Consider the following 22,194-nt stretch of genomic DNA (forward strand, 5'->3'; position numbering starts at 1 on the left):
CGCCGGAGTTGCTTTTAGGAAAGAAGCGCCATGCCCGGCAAGCCGGAAAGTCCGCGAAACGCTTGAAAATCTCACCCTTCAGTTCAGCTGGTCGCACACAATCGAGTGATCGCAATAAAAGAGGGTGAGCTGCCGGAACGAGATCTCCGCTCCGGCAGCCGAACGATTAACCGCCGTAGACGACCAGCAAATCCTTGGCGTCGATCTGGTCTCCGGCTTTGACAAGCACTTCGGCGATGGTCCCGTCCTTTTCCGCATGGATCGCGGTTTCCATCTTCATTGCCTCGATGGAGACGAGCACGTCGCCGGCACTGACGGCCTGGCCTGAAGAGACGAAGACGCGGCTGATGACGCCTGGCATCGGCGCGCCGACATGGGCGGCGTTGCCCGGTTCGGCCTTGCGGCGGACGGCCGCTCCGGTCGCCCCATGCGCCCGGTCCGGCACCTTGATGCGGCGCGGCTGGCCGTTGAGCTCGAAGAAGACGGTGACCATGCCCTGGCTGTCGGTGGCGCTCATCGCCTGGTTAACGATGACGAGCGTCTTGCCCTTCTCGATGTCGGCGAACAGCTCCTCGCCATCCGCCAGGCCGTAGAAATAGGCCGGGGTCGGCAGCACCGAGACCGGACCGTAGGTATCGGAGGCGAGCGCAAAGTCAGTGAAGACTTTCGGATACATCAGATAGGAGGCGAATTCGAAGTCGCTGACCTCACGCTCCAGCTTCGTCTCGATAACCTTGCGCTCGGCATCGAGATCGGCCTCCTTCAGCAGCGAGCCGGGACGCACCGTATAGGGCTTGTCGCCCTTCAGCGCCTTCTTCTGCAGCGTTTCCGGCCAGCCGGACGGCGGCTGGCCGAGATCGCCCTTCAGCATCGAGACCACCGATTCCGGGAAGGAGACTTCGCGGTCCGGGCTGACGACATCGGCGACTGTCAGGTCCTGCGAGACCATCATCAGCGCCATGTCGCCGACCACCTTGGAGGACGGCGTCACCTTGACGATGTCGCCGAACATCTGGTTGGCATCGGCATAGGCCTGGGCTACCTGGTGCCAGCGGGTCTCCAGCCCCAGCGAACGCGCCTGCTCCTTGAGGTTGGTGAACTGGCCGCCCGGCATTTCATGCAGATAGACTTCCGATGCCGGACCCTTGAGATCGCTTTCGAAGGCAGCATACTGGTTGCGCACCGCTTCCCAATAGAAGGAGATGCGGCGGATCCATTCCGGATCGAGGCCGGGATCACGCTCGGAGCCGGAGAGCGCCTCTACGATCGAGCCGAGACAGGGTTGCGAGGTGTTGCCGGACAGCGCATCCATTGCCGCATCGACGGCATCGACACCGGCTTCGACGGCGGCAAGAACCGTTGCCGCCGCAATGCCCGAGGTGTCATGCGTGTGGAAGTGGATCGGCAGGCCGGTCGCCTCGCGCAGCGCCTTGAACAGAACCTTCGCCGCCGCAGGCTTGAGCAGACCCGCCATGTCCTTCAGCGCGATGATATGGGCGCCGGCCTTTTCGAGCTCGACGGCAAGGTCGGTGTAGTATTTCAGGTCGTATTTCGGGCGGGCCGAATTCAGGATATCGCCGGTATAGCAAATCGCCGCTTCGCAGAGCTTGTTCTCCTCGGCAATCGCATCCATCGACACCCGCATGTTCTCGACCCAGTTCAGGCAGTCGAAGACGCGGAAGAGATCGATGCCGCCCTTGGCCGCCTGGCGGACGAAGTATTTGACGACATTGTCGGGATAGTTGGTGTAGCCGACGCCGTTGGCGCCGCGCAGCAGCATCTGCAGCAGCAGGTTCGGCGCGCCCTCGCGGATCAGCGCCAGCCGCTCCCATGGATCTTCCGTCAGGAAGCGCATCGAGACGTCGAAGGTGGCGCCCCCCCAGCATTCGAGCGACAGCAGGTTCGGCAGCGCGTGCGCATAGGTGCCGGCGATGCTGGCGATGTCATAGGTGCGCATGCGGGTGGCGAGCAGCGACTGGTGGCCGTCGCGCATCGTCGTATCGGTTAGCAGCACCCGCTTCTCATTGCGCATCCATTCGCCGAACTTCTTCGGGCCGAGCTTGTCGAGAAGCTGCTTGGTGCCGTCCTTAACCCCGTTTCCATTGGCATAAGGCACCACCGGCCTCGCGGCGTTTTCAAGCGGCTTCGGCCTGTCCTTGGCCTCCGGATGGCCGTTGACGGTGACGTCGGCGAGATAGGTCAAGAGCTTCGTCGCCCGGTCCTGGCGCTTGACCTGCTGGAAGAGCTCCGGCGTCGTGTCGATGAACCGGGTCGTATAGCTGTTGTCCCGGAATTTCGGGTGGCCGATGATCGCTTCGAGGAAGGTCAGATTGGTGGCCACACCGCGAATGCGGAATTCGCGCAGCGCCCGGTCCATGCGGGAAATCGCTTCGGACGGGTTCGGCGCCCAGGCCGTCACCTTGACCAGCAGCGGATCGTAATAGCGGGTGATGATCGCGCCTGAATAGGAGGTGCCTCCGTCGAGACGGATGCCGAAGCCAGAAGCCGAGCGATAGGCGGTGATGCGGCCGTAATCCGGAATGAAGTTGTGCTCCGGATCTTCGGTGGTGATACGGCACTGCAGCGCATGGCCGTTGAGGCGGATGTCGGCCTGAGCGGGAACGCCGGATTCCGGCGTACCGATCGCGGCACCGTCAAGGATATGGATCTGCGCCTTGACGATGTCGATGCCGGTGACGACTTCGGTTACCGTATGCTCGACCTGAATGCGCGGATTGACCTCGATGAAGTAGAATTTGCCGGTATCGGCATCCATCAGATATTCGACGGTGCCGGCGCCGATGTAATTGGTCGCAGCCGCGATCTTCAACGAATAGGCGGCAAGCTCCTGGCGCTGCGCTTCCGTCAGATAAGGTGCGGGCGCACGCTCGACCACCTTCTGGTTCCGGCGCTGGATGGAGCAGTCGCGCTCGAAGAGATGCACGACGTTGCCGTGGGTATCGCCGAGGATCTGGCTTTCGACGTGGCGGGCGCGCTCGACGAGCTTTTCCAGATAGACCTCGTCCTTGCCGAAGGCGGCCATTGCCTCGCGCTTGGCCTCGGTCACCTCGCGGGCGAGATCCTTTGGATCGCGGATCGCGCGCATGCCGCGCCCGCCGCCGCCCCAGGAGGCCTTCAGCATGACCGGATAGCCGATCTCTTCAGCCATCTTCGCCACTTCGGCCATATCATCCGGCAACGGTTCGGTTGCCGGCACGACCGGCACGCCGACCGAAATCGCCAAATTGCGAGCCGCAACCTTGTTGCCGAGCTGGCGCATCGTATCGCCCTTCGGGCCGATGAAGATGATGCCAGCCTCGTGGCAGGCGTCAACGAATTCGGGGCTTTCCGACAAGAGGCCATAGCCCGGATGGATCGCATCGGCGCCTGAGAGCTTGGCAACGCGGATCACCTCGTCGATCGACAGGTAACTTTCGATCGGCCCGAGATCGCGGGCAAGATGCGGGCCGCGGCCGACCTGGTAGCTCTCGTCCGCCTTGAAGCGATGCAGCGCCAGCTTGTCCTCCTCCGCCCAGATCGCGACCGTTTTTATTCCAAGCTCGTTGGCCGCGCGGAACACGCGAATGGCTATTTCGGAGCGGTTGGCAACGAGTATCTTGGAAATGGGCAAAACGGTCTCCTCCGTCGTTCAGACACGGGCATGCTGCACCCGCGAAGAAAATTCTTAACTTCTTGTCACGGGAAGTTCAATTTCTCTTGCGACTGCGAAATGCACTTTCTCGCCATGCCACGAAATGCCGACCGTCAGTATGCAGCGTTTCAGCGAGATGGATAAGGAGAAGCTCAGCTTATGAGACCGTGACGGAAGGCAAGCGCCACTGCCTGCTGCCTGTTCTTCGCCTTCAGCTTGTCCTGCAGACCGTTCATGTACCAGTCGACGGTATGGTTTGAGATCTTCAGCATCTTGCTGATCTCCATCGACGTCATGCCCGCGGCGAGATAATGCAGGATTTCCATCTCGCGCCGCGTCAGCGGCGTCTCCGTCGGCAGAACTGTCTCCAGCGCCTCCGCCTCACCCGTCAGGTCGAGGAATCTCCAGAACGCCTTGCGCGCCACGGCCTCGAACAGCGAGATTTCCACCGGCGACAATTCGATCGGCTTGCCGCCGAGACTGAGGCTACCGAGAATGCCGTTGCGCCCATGGATCGGAAAGAGATACCCGTCCTCCAATCCATGGCCGAAGGCATCTACCATCATCTGCTCCATGCGGCGCTGATGCGCGTCGCCGTGGAAGGCTGCCATGCTCTCCCGCCAGCGGAAAGGTCTTTGCGCATGGGCGAGATAGCGCAGCCTCGGATCGATCCGGACATATTTTTTCGCTGCATATATCTGTAGCCATTGCTCCGGCCAGCGACCGGCAAGCGGCGCGGCCCGCAGTTCCAGTGTCTGCTGTGCCGGACTTTGCTGCAAATGTCGCAGCAGCCCGTAATACTCGAAACCGGAAGCGTGAAGGACCTGCTCGAGTTCGGTGACAACGGCGTCCGGATTTGAACAAGCTTCCAAAATGACAAGCAATTGAATTAACGAATTAATATTCACAAAAAACGCCCCTTGTTCGGACCTGATGCCCGCATCGAGGCCGTTGGCGGCTTTTCAGATGGTCGCGGAACGGTCTACGTAAAAAAATGCAGTCTCTAATTTAATGCTGCGCTAAATATTAAATAAAATGCAAGCACAAATTGTCGTGAGATATAATCGGGGTGTCATTGCGGCGCCAGGGCCCAATCCCGAAAAGATCTGAGGGGCCGGCGAACGATCCCCTGCGTTATCTTGTTGATGCAGCTCCGAATTCGCCAGAAGCTGCGGTTAGTGTGTAAGGTTATCTGTCCTCCGCCAAGCCCTGAATACGCCGTTAATCGCCGGTTCAGGTAGCCTTTTGTAGCATCGCGTCATCCCGTTTTTTCGCAGATGCACAAGAGGTTAGACGTGTCGCTATTCAAGGTCTATGCAAGAGCTCTGCGCTATCTTGGCGCCTATAAGCTCCGCGTATCCCTGGTCGTTATCGCCAACATTGTTCTGGCGACCATCACCATTGCGGAACCAATCCTGTTCGGTCGCATCATCGATGCGATCTCGGGCAAGGGTGAAGTCAAACCCATCCTCTTCATGTGGGCGGCCTTCGCCGTCTTCAACACCATCGCCTTCGTTCTGGTATCGCGCGAGGCAGACCGGCTTGCCCATGGCCGACGAGCAACTCTGCTGACGGAAGCCTTCGGCCGCATCATTTCCATGCCGCTCGCCTGGCACCATCAGCGCGGCACCTCCAACGCGCTGCATACGCTGCTGCGTGCCTGCGAGACGCTGTTCGGTCTCTGGCTGGAATTCATGCGCAACCACCTGTCGACGGTTATCGCGCTGGCCCTGCTGGTGCCGACTGCAATGTCGATGGACTTGCGCCTTTCCGCCGTGCTCATCGTGCTGGGCGTTGCCTATTGGCTGATCGGTCGCGCGGTCATGAGCCGCACCAAGGATGGCCAGGCTTCGGTCGAAAACCATTACCATACCGTCTTCTCACATGTCAGCGACTCGATCAGCAACGTTTCCGTCCTGCATAGCTACAACCGCATAGAAGCCGAAACCAAGGCGTTGAAATCCTTCGCCAGCCGGCTGCTCGAAGCGCAGTATCCGGTGCTCGACTGGTGGGCGCTCGCCAGCGCTCTGAACCGCATGGCCTCGACCATTGCAATGATGGTGGTGCTGATCATCGGCACGATGCTTGTCCAGTCCGGCGAGCTGCGCGTCGGCGACGTCATTGCCTTCATCGGCTTTGCCAACCTGCTGATCGCCCGTCTTGACCTGATGCGTCAATTCGCCACGCAGATCTTCGAGGCTCGTTCCAAGCTGCAGGATTTCTATACGCTCGAGGATTCGGTGCGTGAACGTGAAGAGCCGGCCGGCAACGGCGAGATCAAGAACGTCAAGGGTGCGGTCGAGTTCCGCGACGTCTCCTTCGGCTTCGGCAACAGCTCGCAGGGCCTGCACGGTGTCTCGTTCTCAGTAAAGGCAGGCCAGACGGTCGCCATCGTCGGCCCGACCGGCGCCGGCAAGACGACGCTGGTCAACCTGCTGCAGCGTGTCTACGACCCGCAGGGCGGCCAGATCCTCGTCGACGGCACCGACATCACCAAGGTGACCCGGAAGTCGCTGCGTCGTCATATTGCTACCGTCTTCCAGGATGCGGGCCTGCTGAACCGTTCGATCAGCGACAATATCCGCCTCGGCCGCGAAGGTGCGAGCGAGGAGGAGATGCGTCGTGCGGCCGAAGCCGCCGCCGCCGCCGACTTCATCGAGACGCGTGAGGATCGTTACGATACTCATGTCGGCGAACGCGGCAACAAGCTCTCCGGCGGCGAGCGTCAGCGCATCGCGATTGCCCGCGCCATCCTGAAGGATGCGCCGATCCTGGTGCTCGATGAGGCGACCTCGGCGCTCGACGTCGAAACCGAGGCCCGCGTCAAGGCCGCGATCGACAATCTGCGGCAGAACCGCACCACCTTCATCATCGCGCACCGCCTCTCGACGGTCCGCGAAGCCGATATGGTGCTCTTCCTCGATGACGGGCGGGTCGTCGAGCAGGGCAGCTTCGACGAACTCAGCCACAGCAACGGCCGCTTCGCCGCTCTGCTGCGTGCCAGCGGCATCCTGACGGACGAAGAAGTCCGCAAGGCTCACGCCACCGAAGCCGCCTGATCGCTTCGGAATTCCGAGACAAGGCCGGAAGGGCGATGCTCTTCCGGTCTTTTATTTGTCTGGGGTAGCGGAACACGTTCGCCCCCTCCGTCCCGCCGGCCACCTCCCCACCAGGCGAGATCGGAGGCGAGATTACTGAGCAAAGAGTAATTCGCGCCTAAAGGCTGCGACGACCGTCTGCTGTTCGGCTGCAGCCATTCTCCCACCAGCCGTACGCTTGTCGTGAAGAGGCGGTCGACCGCCCGGTCACCGGCTTGGCCCTCGAGCTTAGCGAGGACACGCGCCGCCGGTCCACATCCGAACCCGTTCGAGCCCAGAGAATGCTTTAATCCAAGCCGGAAAGGCACTAACCTGTTGCTAGCCGACATCCAGGAGAGCGACATGAAAGTCCTGCGCATCGTCGCCAATGTCCAGGCGCCTGACATGACGGCCGCCAAACGCTTTTATCAGGATATTCTTGGGCTCGAGCTGGTGATGGATCTCGGCTGGATCGTTACGTTCGGGACGAATACTTCCATGAAGGTTCAGTTGAGCGTCGCCAGCCAAGGCGGCTCCGGGACCCCGGTGCCCGATCTTTCCATCGAGGTGGATGATCTCGACGGCGCGCTCAAGGCGATGTCGGCCGCTGGCGTTCCGATCGAATACGGTCCGGCCGACGAACCCTGGGGCGTCAGGCGTTTCTACGTGCGCGATCCGCTCGACCGGCTGGTCAACATTCTCGTTCATAAAAATTGAGCCGAGGGATTACAGCGTTGCGCGTCTTTTCAGACACGCGACGGACGCTGCAACACTTTCGGTCTAAGCGTCCTTTCCAATCGATGCCGATTTCGGGCGCGAGCCGCTCCTATTTCCGATTGGTCCGGCGATAGGTATTCGCTGCTCTGCCAACGGGCACAGGCACCGGGACGGTGGCAATCTCCGTCACGAGCTTGTTCTTGATTTTGCCGAGCTGGCGTTTGTGCTCGAGGTAGTAGGCATAGGCGAATTGCGTCGCGATGCCTGATATGACGAAGAGCGGGCCGACCAACGGATCCCTATTGGTGATGTAGAGCACGACCTGGCCGACCATAGCGAGGATTGTGCCGGCGACGAAGATGTTCAGCGAATGGCGGCCGAGGATCGTCAGCGGGTGGTCGGCGGGACGCCGCAGGAGGCGCGAGAACGATGGTATGCTAATGATGAGATAGGTCAGCGCCAGCACATGCAGCAGCCGCGGCAGCGACAGGAAGGTCTTGTCGAAACCGGTGATGACGGTGGGCAGGCCGAGCGCAGCCAACGAATTGCCGAAAATCCAGAGATGGCCGGTTACCCAGACGAAGGACAACAGGACATAGAAGGCGGCAGCCGCAAACAACAAAGGATGCCGTGGGATCGTGCCGCCGCGCTTGATATGCATCATCGACACAATCCCGATCGAAAACAGGAACTGCCAGGAGAGCGGGTTGAGGAACCAGTAGCCCTCTATCAGCATATTGTGCGGCGCCACCTCGTAAATGCCGGCGAGCAGCCAGACCGTGCCGGAAACGGCGAGCGCCAGCAGCGGGCTTCGCTCGTTGAGGAGCAAGATGATCGGCACCATCAGCAACAGTGCCCCATACATCGGCAGGATATTGTTGTAGCCGATCTGGTGACCGAGCAGGAGCAGCGCCGGTATGCCTTCCTTCAGGTTCATCAAAACCGCCAGAATATTGATCTCGACCAGCAGCCCCGGCCGGTGAAACAGCCAGGCACCACAGATGAAGAGCGCCAGCGTCATGAATGTCGTGATCATGTGGGCGAGGTAGAGCGTGAATGCCCGCTTTGCTGCCTTGATCGCCGTTGCGAGCCGCTTGCCGGGCTCGAAGCGGCTTCCGTAAGCAAGGCCGACGGCAATGCCCGATATCAGCACGAAGGCTTCCGCGGCATCGGAGAAGCCGAAATTCTTCGTCGTCGCATATTCGAAGATCTGTCCGGGAACATGGTTGATGAAGATCATGATCAGGGCTAGGCCACGCAGCACATCAAGCCGTGTATCGCGCCCCTGCGCAGTTGCGGATGGGGAACTGCGCTCGGCGCCGATAGCTTCGGTCAGCGTGCTTGCCATGGGGTGTCTCCTGTTGTCCGATTTGCAAACGCGACGACGGCCAAAAGGGTTCCCTTTTGGCCGTTCGCGAATCGCCGTCATGTCAGCGTGGAGAAACGCTTTTATCCGAGCGGATATCCCTCTTCGGGATCGGCGACTTCGCTGCCGTTGATCGACAGAGTGTAGCCGCTGGCATTGGACGCTTTTGAGACCGAAATGCGGTATTTGCCGCCGTCGCGCTCCACCTCTGCCGCAAAACCGTCCCATTCCGACGGGAGCGACGGACGCACGTAAAGCCTGCCGTTCTGCAACCGGATACCGAGAAGGCCCTCGACCGCGGCGCGGTAAAGCCAGCCGGCCGATCCGGTATACCAGGTCCAGCCGCCACGCGACGCATAGGGCTCATGCCCATAGACATCGGCTGCCACGACATAGGGTTCTACCCGGTATTTTTCGGCCGAAGCCTTGTCGAGTGCATGCGTGATCGGATTGAGGATCTGGAAGCAGCGTAACGCGTCGTCGCCCCGCTTCAGTTCGGCGAGCGCCATCACCACCCATGTCGCGGCGTGGGTATATTGCCCCCCGTTTTCGCGCACGCCCGGCGGATAGGCCTTGATGTAACCGGGATCCCTGGCGGAATTGACGAATGGCGGCGTGAACAGCCGGATGATGCGCGCCTCCTCATCGACCAGTTGGTCGAGCACCGCATCCATCGCCTTTCCGGCACGGGCCGCGTCGCCCTCGCCGGACAGAACGCTCCAGGATTGCGCGATCGAATCGATCCGGCATTCCGGGCTCTCCTTGGAACCGAGCAGCGCGCCGTCGTCGAACGTGCCGCGGCGATAATAGCCGCCGTCCCAGCCAGCCGTTTCAAGGGCCTTCTTCAACTCGGCGAGATGCGCCGACCAGCGCCCCGCGCGGGCCGTATCGCCGCGCTCTTCGGCATAGGGGATAAAGGAGCGCAATGCCCCGGCCAGGAACCAGCCGAGCCAGACGCTGGTGCCGCGCCCGCCGATGCCGACGCGGTTCATGCCGTCGTTCCAGTCGCCGCCGAGGAACAGCGGCAGGCCGTTCGCGCCCTTGCGCGCGATGGCGAGGTCGAGCGCCAGCGCCGCATGTTCGTAGACGCTCGCTTTGTCCTCCGAAATCTCCGGCTTGTAGAAGGAGTCGTGCTGACCTTCGAGAAGAGCGGGGCCTTCCAGGAAGGCAAGCTCCTCGTCGAGCACGCTCTTGTCGCCGGTGACGCTGCAATAATGATGGATCGCATAGCTCAGCCAGACGACGTCGTCCGAGATCAATGTGCGAACGCCGGCACCCGTTCCCGGCAGCCACCAATGCTGCACGTCACCTTCGCGGAACTGGCGCGAGGCGGCGTTCAGGATCTGCCGCCGGGCGATCGAAGGTTCGTGCAGCAGGAACGCCAACGTGTCCTGCAACTGGTCGCGGAAACCGAAGGCGCCGCTTGCCTGATAGAAGGCGGTGCGGGCCATGATGCGGCAGCCAAGGCTCTGATAGGGCAGCCAGGTGTTGACGAGATTGTTCATCCCGCGATCCGGTGTCGAGATCTGCAGCCTGCCGGTGAAATCCCGCCAGAAGGCGCGGTTAGCCTCGACCGCATCGTCGAACGAAGTCTTGCGGATATCCGCGATCAGGACGCGTGCTTCTGCTTCCGTCGGCGTATCGCCAAGGAAGAAGGTGATGTCGCGCTCTTCGCCGGCCGCGAGTTCGATGTCGAATGCCAGAGCCGCAGCCGGATCGCCATCGAGTTCGGTGGCACCCGAAAGGGCGGCTGCGGCGCTGACGGCTTGCGGCGCCTGGATCGTTCCCGCCTTGCCGATGAATTCGCGCCGGCTTGCCGAGAAGCTCGAAAGCGTCTCGCTCGCCGCGAAGAAGGCCGTCCGGCTGGAAAAATCGATGCTGTAAGGATTGGTGGCAAACAGCGCCCCGATCTCCTCGTCATGCTTCGACAGGATGAAGGGTGCCGTGCGTCCGGGATTGCTGCCGAGAACCCATTCGACGTAACCATAGAGACGCAGCTTGCGGCCGGTCGAACCGGTGTTGCGCAGACGCAGGCGCTGCAGTTTCACCGGCTTCTCGCGGTCGATCGTCTGTGTCAGCTCGAGCGCGATCTCGTGCTGAACGGTGGAGAAGACCGAATAGCCGAGCCCGTGACGGGCTTCGAAACGAATGTCCGGCCGGCGCGAAAGCGCTGCGAACGGCGTCATGACGGCGCCGCTTTCGAGATCGGCGAGATAGAAGGCCTCACCCGATCGGTTGACCACCGCATCGTTCGACCAGGAGGTCAGCTGATAATCGCGCGAATTGACGCTCCAGGTGAAACCTGCGCCTTCGGCCGACACGTGGAAACCGAACCTGTCGTTGGAGATGACGTTGATCCAGGGCTGGGGCGTCGCATGACCTCCGGGCAGGCGGACGACATATTCGCGGCCATCGCGGGCAAAGCCGCCAATGCCGTTCCAGAAGTCGAGGTCGCCTTCCTCCTCAATGGCAACCGCCGGCACCACCGGCGGCGGCGCCGGTGCGATGCGCTTGACCGGCGCCCTGTTGCGCTCGGCGCGCTCCATTTCCTGCAGTTCATCCTTTGACGGTGCAAAGAGGGCGACGGCGCGATTGATCTGGTCGACCACCTTGCCGTTCTTCGCATGCAAGGTGACGCGGGAAGCCGCGATCAGTGCGTTGTAGGTGCTCTCCTCCATCAGGTCCTTGCGAACCGCGAAAATATGCTGGCGCAAGCCATCGGCCTGTCCCATGCGGCGTACGTTCTCGCACATGGCGTCGAGGGCGTGCTGCATGTCCTGCGCGTAGGAGGAGGCGCGTTCGTTCATAATGACGAGATCGGCGGTGACGCCACGCGAGCGCAGATATTCCTGCGCCAGCAGTGCCTCGCGGGCGATATCGAGATCCATGTCGTCGTTGACGCGCAGCGTGAAGATCGGGAAATCGCCGGAGATCGCCAGCGGCCAGAGCGCCGACTGCGATTGCAGGCCAGCCTCGACCGTCGCCTCGTCCTTGCGCAGCTGCATGTCGGGATAGACGAGGTAGCGTCCGAGATGCTGGAAGGCGGCCGCCTGCTGCGAGGTGACGCCGACATGGCGCATCTGCACCTGCGTGCGCGTCCAGGCCTGGACGAGCTCATGGTTGAAGGCATCGGGGTGACGGTAGCGGTTGACCGCCTTGTCGACCTCCTCGCGGCTTGGCGCGGCGATCGTCCAGAAGAACACGCTGACCTTCTTGCCGGCCGGCACACGCACCGTGCGGCGCAACGACATGACGGGGTCGAGCACGAAACCGTCGCTGCCGGAAAGTGTCGCGCCCGGATCGAAGGCCGCCGCATCGGCAAGGCTGCGGCCACGACCGATGAATGTGCGCCGGTCGGTCTCGAATTCGGTGTGACGGGTGTCGCCGGCATTGTCGACGATCAGATGCGCGAGGCTGATGTTCGGCTCGTTCGGATCACGCTTATTGCGTTCGGCGCGGATGACGTCGCCGCGCTTGCCGATCTCGGTCTTGACGAACATGCGGGCGAACGCCGGATGCGCGTTGTCGGTATCATCAGCGGTGATCACCGGTTCAAGATAGGACGTGACCTCGATGAAGCGGTCTTCCCCACCCATGTTGAGCAGGGTGACACGGCGGGCTTCGGCATCGTGCTCGGTCGCGATGATGCACTCCACCTCGCTCGTCAGGTCGCCGACCGTCTTGGTGAACTGCGCCTTCTCGTCGGCGAATTCGACCTTTATCTTTTCACCCTCGACACCCTTCGGCTCCGCTGTCGCCGACCACCATTCGTTGGTGGCGGTGTCGCGCAGGAAGATGAAGGTGCCCCAGCGGTCTTCGGTCGGATCGGCTTTCCAGCGGGAAACGGAAAGACCGTTCCAGCGGGAATAACCGGCGCCCGTCGCGGTCAGCATCAGCGAGTAATGACCGTTCGAAAGGAAGACGAGTTCGCGGTCGCGCGAAAGGGGATCACTGATCTTTCTGATTTCCGGCCGCAGCAGATCGTCCTGGATGCTGGCCGGCGTATCAGATTCGTGCTTGCCGCTCATGACGGGAATGTCGCGCGGCGCCTTTTCCTGCAGCAGAAGTTCCGCCGCCTCGATGACTGGGTCGGAGTGGAAGAGCTCACGCAGATGGCCGTTGAAGGCAACATTGGCGACGGCCGCGATCGACATGCCGTGATGGTGCGCATAATAATTGTAGACCACCGCGCATTTCTTGCCTTCCGGCACGCGCGTCGGCGTGAAATCGACTGCGTCATGGAAGCCGAACTTGCCGAGCGCGCCGACCTTACGCAGCCTCTGCAGATTTTCGAGCGCGCCCGGCGGGTCGTACTGGCTGGCGAGCAGCGATGCATAAGGCGCGATGACGGCATTGTGGCCGAGGCCGCGCTTCAAGCCGAGCGTCGGCACGCCGAAATTCGTGTACTGGTAATTGAGGTTATGGTCGCGAGCATTGAAGGCCGCTTCCGAAATGCCCCACGGGATACCGAGCTTGCGGGCGTAATTCATCTGCTCAACCACCACCAGATTGTTGGTCTGGTTGAGAATGCCTCCGCCGCGTTCCTGCATGACGAGCGGCGGCATCAGATATTCGAACATCGAGCCGGACCAGGAAACCAGCGCGCCGCGTGAACCCACAGGCACGACTTGTCGGCCGAGGCGGTACCAGTGCTCGGTCGGCAGATCGCCCTTGGCGATGCCGAAGAGGCTGGTCAGACGGCATTCCGAGGCGAGAAGGTCATAGCAGGCCTGATCGAGCTCACCGCTTTCGACGCGGTAGCCGATCGACAGCAGGCGCCGTTCCGGCCGGAACAGGAAGCCGAAATCCATCGAGAAGGCGAGATCGCGCGCCTTGTCGCGCAACGCCACCAGGCGCGGCCTGAGCGCATCGACTTTCGAAAGATCGAAGGTGCTGTCGGAAATATGCGCTTCGCAAACCCGCACCAGCGACGCCGCCCATTGGGTGACCTCTTCGCTCTGCTTCGACTTGACCTCATGGTCAAGATTGGCGGCGAGCTTCTCGATGTCGCGGGCAAGAACGGCGAGGTTGATGATGCGGATCGAGGCGAATTCATGCTCGCGCTTGACGGCGGCAAGCGCATTCTGGAAGCCGACGATGCGCTCTTCCAGGCGCCGGCGCAGCGGGCGCACTGTCTTGCGGTCGTCGGGCAGGTCCGCCAGCACCTCGCCGAGAATGCCGGCGGTGTCACCGACGCCGTCGAGATTGCCCTGCATGTGGGCAGAGGGGGCCTCGGCCCAGTTGCGGCAGGCCGAGGAAATGGCGATCAGATGGCCGGCGAGATTGCCGCTGTCGACGGCAGAGACGTAACGCGGCCCGAGCGTCTGCAGCGTATCAGTGTGATACCAGTTGAACAGATGCCCGCGGAATTTCTCCATCCTGTCGACCGTGGCGATCGTCTGCTCCAGCCGCTCGAGCGTCTCCTCGAAGGAGAACCAGCCGAAATGCCGGCCGGAAACGACGGAGAGCAGATAGACGCCGATATTGGTCGGCGAGGTGCGGGCCGCGACGATGACATGCGGCGTTTCCTGAATATTATCGGGCGGCAGATAATTCTGCTCGGGAGTCGTGAAGGTCTCGAAATACCGCCAGGTGCGCCGGGCGATCTTGCGCAGTTCGCTGGACACGGAATCGGCGACTTCGAGGCGGTCTTCGGTCTCCGCCGACTGGCTGACATACCAGGCGACGACAGGCGAGAGGATCCACAGCAGCGCAAAGGGGATGCCGACAAGGAAAGCGTTGTCGCCGGGCAGAGCTGCGAAAGCGAGCGCCAGCAGCGCCAGCACCGGCGCATGCCACATCTGCTTGTAATAAGAGGCGAGGGTGCCTTGGCCGCCGGCCTGAACGCTGGCGGCGGTCCGCCACTGCAGCATCAGCTTGCGGCTGACGAACAGGCGGTAGAGCGAGCGGCCGATCGCATCCGCCATCATCGCCGCCGAATCGGCGATGAATACGATGCGCAATGCTACCTGCGCATTGGCAGCGGTGATGTCCGACCAGACCGTGTAGAGATGGGCGCGGGCGACGATATCGCTGGTGCGCGGAATGATGCCGTTGATGAGCGACAGCGTCGGCGCCACGAAGAGGCAGAAGATCAAGAGAATCTGCCAGACGAGCGCGCCGAGCGGATCCATGAAATACCAGCCGAGCACCGAGGCAAAGAACCAGGCGATCGGCGTCAGCGAACGGCGCAGATTGTCGAACATCTTCCAGCGGCCAAGGGCCGTGACGCCGTATTTCGGATTGAACATATAGGGCAGGAGCTGCCAGTCGCCGCGCGCCCAGCGATGCTGGCGCGATGTCTCCACCTCGTAACGGATCGGAAAATCCTCGACCAGTTCGAGATCGGTGACGAGCGCGCAGCGCGCCATCGAGCCTTCGAGAAGGTCGTGGCTGAGCACGGAATTCTCCTCGATCCGGCCTTTCAGCGAGGCTTCGAAAGCATCGACATGATAGAGACCCTTGCCGGTGAAGGTACCTTCGCCGGCAAGATCCTGATAGACGTCGGAAACGGTGAAGACATAGGGGTCGAGACCGCGATTGATCGAGAAGACGCGCTGGAAGACCGAGGCATCCTTGCCCGTGGTCAGCGACGGGGTGACACGCGGCTGCAGCACGCCATAGCCGCTTTCGACGCGGCCGGTCTTCGGATTGATGACCGGGCGGTTGATCGGGTGATAGAGCTTGCCGGCGAGCTTGGTGACGGCATCGCGCATCAAACGCGTGTCGGCATCGAGCGTCATGACATATTGCACATTGGCCGGCACGGTGTTGGCGCCGGGCAGATAGGTCGTGTCGCGGTCGCCGCGCAGAAGCATGTTCAGCTCATGCAGCTTGCCGCGCTTGCGCTCCCAGCCCATCCACACGCCTTCCGCGGGATTGTAAAGACGGCGGCGATGCAGCAAGTAGAAACGCGTCTTGCCGTCATAGGCATAGCGGGCGGAAAGATTGGCGATCTCGCGTCTCGCATAATCGAGGACTTCGAGATCGGCGGGCGTCTCCTCGGCATCGCTGTCGGGCCAGTCGCTGAGCAGCGCGAAATAGATCTCGCCCCGGGGATTGGCGAGATAATGGACCTCGAGGTTGCGCACCTGATCGTCGACGCTGTCGCGATTCGAGATCAGGCAGGGCACGACGAGCAGCGTGCGCGCATCCTCCGGAATGCCTTCCTTGAACTCGTAGCCGACGAGGCGGGCCGGCGTCACGAAGAAGGAAAGCACGGTATTAAAAAGACCTGTCGCGCCCTCCGAGGCCGGCAATGAGAACATGATCAGCAGGATTGCGATCTCGATCGCACCCATTCCGGCACTTGCCATGAACCTGCCGACGATCGCCATGGCGATAATCGTCAGGAGCATGACGGGCAGGGCGATCGCCAGCCAGTTGAACTGGCGTACGGCGCGCACGAAATGCTGGGTGATCGTCGGGCGATAGTTCGCCCGCGCCTCGAGCTTCGGCCGTTGCGCGCCGGACAGGAAGCCGCCGACATTCGGTTCATGCGGCTGCGGCTCGTCGGAGGCCTTGGCGGCCTCGGTCATGTCGAGCGCCAGCTGGGCGATTTCCATTTCGGTCAGCGGCGAACGCTTGGCCAGTTTCTCGATCTGCTTGCGATATTTGTTGCGCGAGCCGGAATCGAGGATCCCGTAATCCGAATGCTCCCAGAGCAGCTTGTCGACATGGCTGACCTGCTCGACCCAGACCGACCATTCGGTATCGTCGATCTCACGCAGGCTACGGATGATGTTTCCCATCGTCACGTTGCCGGAAGAGAGACGGCTGTGCTCGGCCGTCGTCGCCTCTTCGGTGTTGCGGCCAAGCGCTTCCAGGCGCTCGTCGAGCCAGGTGATCGCCAGACTCGATGTCTGCGAGCCGTCACGAAGGCGATAGAGGAACTGCGTCGAGAAGGTATTGTCTTCGGCGAGCGGCTCCAGCGTCTTCAAATAGGCGGCGGCCTTGGCCGGATCGGTCAGGCGCACCAATTCGTCGGCCGCCTCGTTGGCGCGGCGGCGCAGGCGCCGGCTGGCTTCGACACGGCTCGAAATGCGGCGAAGGTTTTCCACCAGTACGTAGCGCACCAGCGAGGGCAGAGCCCAGAGTTCACCGATCCGCAGCGTCTCGCTGGCCTGAAAGCCGTCGACCAGCGCCGTCAGGCTTTCCTGTGAGACCGTGCTGTGGGTATGGGCGACGTAGAGCCAGGCAAGCACCAGCGTGCGCGGAATTTCGCCGCCGCTGACGCGCATCGTCGGTAATTCGCGGTAGAAGCGGCGGGGAAAGTCGCGCCGTACCTCCTGGATCGCCTCTTCAACGATGTAGTGATTGTCCAGCAGCCATTCCGCCGCCGGCGTTATCGTCTCTCCGGCCTCGACGTCGGTTGCCGTGGTGCGGTAGACGCGCAGGATTTCCTTCTCGTTTTCCTTGTGGCGCGCGAAGAAATCAAACGGGGCGAAAGCCGGCAGCTTGTCGACGCCGTTGACGGCGACTGCTGTGCCCATCTCCTTGATGTCTTCGATGGAAAGATAAGTCGAGCGGATCGAATCATTGTGATCGATCTGCTTCGTGTCGGGTTCGCGGAAAAGGCTCGGAGAAAGATTGGCAATAGACATGGGTTCGGTTCTGGATCCAAACGAAGTTATGGCTGTTTTGCTCAGCCTTTTGCACTGCTTATCATGACTGCTACATGAACGGAGCCCGATTCTTCGAAGATCGATGAAGCCGGGGTGAATGACGTCTGGGCCACGCCATGACCGGGCGCAGCCTTGGTCCGGGGCGGCCCGAAGGGCGATCAATACCCTCTCCGCAAAACCATGGCGAAAAGTTGGACAGTTTCGAGATAATTCAAGTCAAGAGGCATGAGCCGCAGGGTGGTCCGCCTGCTCGACCGAGGCGGGAGCCAGGATCATGCCTGCACCGGTTGCCGCTGGGCAGAGCGTCCTGCCCGCCGGCTTCCGCCCAATGTCCTGACAGGCGCGTACAGCAACATTGAGATCGGCCAAAGACATAGCGAGACCAAAAACGTCGCATTCCATCGTGTCAGGAGGCGCTTTCGATCGCGCCAAAGATGGAGGAATGATCAGGGGAGCGAAGCGCCGTGACTGGATGTCCGGGTGCCAAAAATGCGGCAATTGCCGCAGCCTCGGCACGTGCCGAGGCTTATCATCTGCCGATTATCCGAGAACGCCGCAGACCATGGCCACCACGAACAGGAACGCCGCGGTAAATATCGTTCCATGGAGCACGGCCTGAAGCCTTTGGCGCGCAGCGTGCGGCTTCCTGCTCTGTACGGAACCATAGTGGTTCACGTGAGTATGCGAAATACCCAGCTCTGCCATGTGTCGCCTCCGTTGTTCTCATGCGGCCGGTTGTGCGGCTCGCCGTTATATTTCTTATTCCCTATCAAGTAGGTAGAGATAAATTTCCGTCCAGAGCGAGCGGAAGAGAAAATTCAACCACTCTTTAGCAGAGCGTGCGCCATGCCCAGATCAACGAGCGCTCAATGGCGTTCTCGTTCTGCGGCAGGTTGGAGGTCTCGATCAGCCGCCGGTCCTTTTCCGCTGGCATGGAAACTGTATGTTCCTTGCGGTCGGCTCTTACGGGAGGATCGAGGTAGCCCATGGTCATCCCGCCGAGAAAGAACATGCATTGACCTCCATCGATCACGAAAGCTAACAATCGTTAACAGGATCATGACAGAAGCGGGGCAGCTGTCAATAGTCTAGTCGAATGGTCGTCTTTTAAGGAAACATTATCCTTAAGCCTCGCGACGGTCGTTTCCTTTCAATGGCTTGAAATGACTGGCTTTCAGCCCTTGACGAAACCCTTGCTCGCGATCATCAGATTTTTTGTGTAATCCTCCTGGACCGCGCCCTTCACCAGCTGTTGCGAGCTCAATCGCTCGACGACGGCGCCATTGCGCATCACGGCAAGCCTTTCGCACATGTGGGTGATGACGCCGAGGTCATGGCTGACCATCACGAAGGTGAGCTTACGGTCGCGCCGGATCTGTTCGAGCAGGTTCAGAACCTCCGCCTGCACCGAGGCGTCGAGCGCCGATGTCGGCTCATCGAGCAGCAGGATCGACGGTTGCACGATCAGCGCCCTGGCGATCGCGACACGTTGCCGCTGACCACCAGAAAGCTGATGCGGATAGCGGAAACGGAAACCATTGCCGAGACCGACCTCGTCGAGCGCGCGGGCAATGCGCTTGTCGCTGTCGGTAACCGCGTGGATCGCAAGGGGTTCGAGCAGCAGCCGGTCAATCGTCTGGCGCGGATGCAGCGAGCCATAGGGATCCTGGAAGACCATCTGCACCCGCCGATAGAAGACCTTGCTGCGCTTTGAACCTTTCAGCTCTTCGCCGTCGATGCGGATCGTACCGCCGCTGATGGGCGCAAGTCCGGCAACGGCGCGCAGCAAGGTCGATTTTCCCGACCCGGATTCACCGACGAGGCCGAAGGATTCACCGCGTTCGACGCTGACGCTGACATCCTTCAGCGCGTGAAAATCATCGTAGACGACACTGAGACTGTCGAGGTGGAGGGCTGCGGTCATGCCGTCCACTCCGGTCTGCGGTCGAGCACCGGCAGCGGATGGCGGTTTGCGCCGATTTCCGGCATGCAGTTCAGCAGTCCCCGCGTATAGGGATGCTGCGCATGGTTGAGGTCGGCCGCCGCCAGCTCTTCGACGATCTTTCCGGCATACATGACGATGACGCGATCGCAGAAGGAGGAAACCAGTCTCAGATCATGCGAGATGAAGATCAGGCCCATGCCGCGCTCCGACACCAGCCTGTCCATGATCCGCAATACGTCGAGTTGCACCGTCACGTCGAGCGCCGAAGTCGGCTCGTCGGCAATCAGCAGTTCGGGCCCCGCGATCAGCATCATGGCAATCATCGCGCGCTGTCCCATGCCGCCCGAAACTTCATGCGGGTGCAGGTCGAACACCCGTTTCGGGTCGCGGATCTGCACCGCTTCCAGCATGGCGAGCGCCCGTTCGCGCGCCTCCGCCCTGCCGACCTTCTCATGCGCGCGCAGCGTTTCGCAGATCTGCCGCCCGATCGTCATGACCGGATCGAGCGAATATTTCGGATCCTGCAGGATCATGGCGATGCGCTTGCCGCGCAGCCGGCGCCTTTCGCCGACGGATGCCTTGAGGAGATCGATGCCGTTGAAATCGAGCCTGTCGGCGGTGACGATGCCGTGTTTCGGCGTCAGCCCCATGATCGCCCGGCCGGTCTGCGACTTGCCGGAACCGGATTCGCCGACGATGCCGAGCCTTTCCCTGCCGAGGGTGAAGGAGACGCCGCGCACGGCCTCGATCACGCCGGTGCGGGTGGGATAGCTGACCTTCAGCCTGTCGACCGTCAGAAGTGTCGTCACTGCCCGCTCTCCTTCGGATCGAGCGCGTCGCGCAGGCCGTCGCCCAAGAGGTTGAAGCCGAGGCTGACGATGAGGATGGCGATGCCCGGCATCGCCGCCACCCACCATTGATCGAGGATGAAGCGCCGGCCCGAAGCGATCATCGCGCCCCATTCCGGCAGCGGCGGTTGTGCGCCGAGACCGAGGAAGCCTAGGCCGGCCGCCGTCAGGATAATGCCCGCCATATCGAGCGTCACGCGGACGATCAACGAGGACATGCAGAGCGGCATGACATGACGCACGATGATGCGCAAAGGCGACGCACCCATCAGCCTCACGGCCGAGATATAGTCGGAACGCCGGACCGTCAGCGTCTCGGCGCGCGCGATGCGGGCATAGGGCGGCCAGGAAGTGATGGCGATGGCGATCACCGCATTCTGGATGCCGGGGCCGAGAGCGGCGACGAAGGCGAGCGCCAGCACCAGTTTCGGAAAGGCAAGAAAGATATCGGTGATACGCATCAGCGTCGCATCCACCCAGCCGCCGGCATAGCCGGAGACTGTGCCGACGATCAGCCCGATCGGCGCGGAGATAATGGCGACGAGCACGACGACGAACAGCGTCAGTCGCGACCCATAGATCAGCCGAGAATAGATGTCGCGGCCCTGATCATCGGTACCGATCAGGTAGCCGGCCGTTCCCGGCGGCAGCAGGCGGGCATTGCGGAGATCGCCGACAACGGGATTGTGCGTAGCGAGGAGATCGGCAAAAGCGGCGACCAGGAGCAGTCCGACGATGATCAGCAGGCCGACGACGGCAAGCCTGTTTGCCGTGAACTGCCGCCAGGTGACGTAAGCGCGGCCGAGACGGGCCTGCATGCGCGATTGCGGCCGGTCGGAAAGCAGCCATTCGCGGCGGCTCATCGTTGGAGATGGGCTGGCAGGGGCCGTCATCGGGTTCGCGTCCTTGGGTCGAGCGTCCGGTAGAGAAGATCGGACAGAAGGTTGATGCCGATGAAGATTGTCCCGATGACGATCGTGCCGCCGAGCACGGCGTTCATATCGGCGTTCTGCAGCGAATTGGTAATGTAGAGCCCGATGCCCGGCCAGGAAAAGACCGTTTCCGTCAGCACCGATCCTTCGAGCAGGCCGGCATAGGAAAGGGCGATGACGGTGACGAGCGGCACGGCGGCGTTGCGCAACGCGTGCCCCCAGATCACCCGCATCTCCGAAAGCCCCTTGGCGCGCGCGGCGACGATATATTCCTGCGAAAGCTCGTTCAGCATGAAGCTGCGCGTCATGCGGCTGATATAGGCGAGCGAGAAATAGCCGAGCAGCGAAGCGGGCAGGATGATGTGGCGGAAGACATCGTAGAAGACATCCCATTGCCCCTGCCAGGCGCTGTCCAGAAGATAGAAGCCGGTGATCGGCGTGAACGTATATTCGAAGACGATGTCGATGCGGCCGGGAAAGGCCACCCAGCGCAGCTGCGCATAGAAGATGACGAGCGAAATCAGCGCCAGCCAGAAGATCGGCACCGAATAGCCGATGAGGCCGATGACGCGCACAACCTGGTCGGCGATGCTGCCGCGGCGCACGGCTGCGAGAACGCCGAGCGGCACGCCGACGCAGGCGCCGATCAGCGTTCCCAGCGTCGCGAGCTCGATCGTCGCCGGCATGACCCGGCGGATGTCGACCATGACAGGATTGGTCGTCAGCACCGAATTGCCGAAATCGCCGGACAGCACGCCTTTGATATAAATGTAAAACTGCTGATAGAGCGGCAGGTTGAAGCCCATCTCCTGGCGCACCCGCTCGACGACATGGGTAGGAGCGCGGTCGCCGAGGATGGCGAGCACGGGATCGATCGGCACGACGCGGCCGATGAAGAAGGTGACGGCCAGAAGGCCGAGATAGGTGGTGACGGCAGCGAACAGGAAACGCCCTGCCGCCTTTGCGAAGGTACCGGCACGGCCCTTGCGGGGCCGCGCCTCTTGTGTGGTTTCGATCGTGTTCACGCCGCTAA

11 protein-coding genes are annotated in these 22,194 nt (G+C 61.7%); 2 read left to right on the forward strand and 9 right to left on the reverse strand.

Features of this window, described 5'->3' with window-relative positions; genetic code table 11:
- Positions 1-166 precede the first annotated feature (166 nt).
- Positions 167-3,631: a pyruvate carboxylase gene (gene pyc / locus GA0061105_RS20690; protein ID WP_092752553.1), complete on the reverse strand. Its 3,465-nt coding sequence runs from the start codon at positions 3,629-3,631 to the stop codon at positions 167-169.
- Positions 3,632-3,804: 173 nt separating this feature from the next.
- Positions 3,805-4,560, reverse strand: a complete 756-nt coding sequence (locus GA0061105_RS20695; RefSeq protein ID WP_064696628.1) for a helix-turn-helix transcriptional regulator — start codon at positions 4,558-4,560, stop codon at positions 3,805-3,807.
- A gap of 387 nt (positions 4,561-4,947) precedes the next feature.
- Here GA0061105_RS20695 and GA0061105_RS20700 point away from each other — a divergent pair, with 387 nt between their 5' ends.
- Both GA0061105_RS20700 and GA0061105_RS20705 read left to right on the forward strand, forming a co-directional pair.
- On the forward strand, positions 4,948-6,711 hold the full coding sequence (locus GA0061105_RS20700) for a glucan ABC transporter ATP-binding protein/ permease (protein ID WP_064696627.1): 1,764 nt from the start codon (positions 4,948-4,950) through the stop codon (positions 6,709-6,711).
- Between the two features lie 381 nt (positions 6,712-7,092).
- Positions 7,093-7,446 carry a VOC family protein gene (locus tag GA0061105_RS20705; RefSeq protein ID WP_092752555.1) on the forward strand — a complete coding sequence of 118 codons (354 nt, stop codon included), beginning with the start codon at positions 7,093-7,095 and terminating at the stop codon, positions 7,444-7,446.
- 109 nt (positions 7,447-7,555) lie between these two features.
- Here the strand turns inward: GA0061105_RS20705 and GA0061105_RS20710 are convergent, their stop codons facing one another.
- From GA0061105_RS20710 to GA0061105_RS20740, 7 genes are all read right to left on the reverse strand, one after another.
- Positions 7,556-8,794 carry an OpgC family protein gene (locus GA0061105_RS20710; RefSeq protein ID WP_092752557.1) on the reverse strand — a complete coding sequence of 413 codons (1,239 nt, stop codon included), beginning with the start codon at positions 8,792-8,794 and terminating at the stop codon, positions 7,556-7,558.
- A gap of 101 nt (positions 8,795-8,895) precedes the next feature.
- Positions 8,896-17,415, reverse strand: coding sequence for a glycoside hydrolase family 94 protein (locus GA0061105_RS20715; RefSeq protein ID WP_092752558.1), 8,520 nt, complete (start codon positions 17,413-17,415; stop codon positions 8,896-8,898).
- Between the two features lie 850 nt (positions 17,416-18,265).
- Entirely contained in the window at positions 18,266-18,448 is a 183-nt protein-coding gene (locus GA0061105_RS20720) for a hypothetical protein (protein ID WP_064696624.1), read from the reverse strand.
- Positions 18,449-18,610: 162 nt separating this feature from the next.
- On the reverse strand, positions 18,611-19,360 hold the full coding sequence (locus GA0061105_RS20725; RefSeq protein ID WP_092752761.1) for an ABC transporter ATP-binding protein: 750 nt from the start codon (positions 19,358-19,360) through the stop codon (positions 18,611-18,613).
- On the reverse strand, positions 19,357-20,190 hold the full coding sequence (locus GA0061105_RS20730) for an ABC transporter ATP-binding protein (RefSeq protein WP_092752560.1): 834 nt from the start codon (positions 20,188-20,190) through the stop codon (positions 19,357-19,359). Before GA0061105_RS20730 ends, GA0061105_RS20725 begins: the two co-directional genes overlap by 4 nt.
- On the reverse strand, positions 20,187-21,122 hold the full coding sequence (locus tag GA0061105_RS20735; protein WP_092752562.1) for an ABC transporter permease: 936 nt from the start codon (positions 21,120-21,122) through the stop codon (positions 20,187-20,189). Before GA0061105_RS20735 ends, GA0061105_RS20730 begins: the two co-directional genes overlap by 4 nt.
- The gene (locus tag GA0061105_RS20740) at positions 21,119-22,186 is read right to left on the reverse strand and encodes an ABC transporter permease (RefSeq protein ID WP_092752563.1); all 1,068 of its coding nucleotides are present in this window, start codon (positions 22,184-22,186) and stop codon (positions 21,119-21,121) included. The genes GA0061105_RS20735 and GA0061105_RS20740 overlap by 4 nt, the downstream gene beginning before the upstream one ends.
- Positions 22,187-22,194: the final 8 nt, after the last annotated feature.

The organism is Rhizobium aethiopicum (assembly GCF_900094625.1).
In the GTDB taxonomy this organism is placed as follows: domain Bacteria; phylum Pseudomonadota; class Alphaproteobacteria; order Rhizobiales; family Rhizobiaceae; genus Rhizobium; species Rhizobium aethiopicum.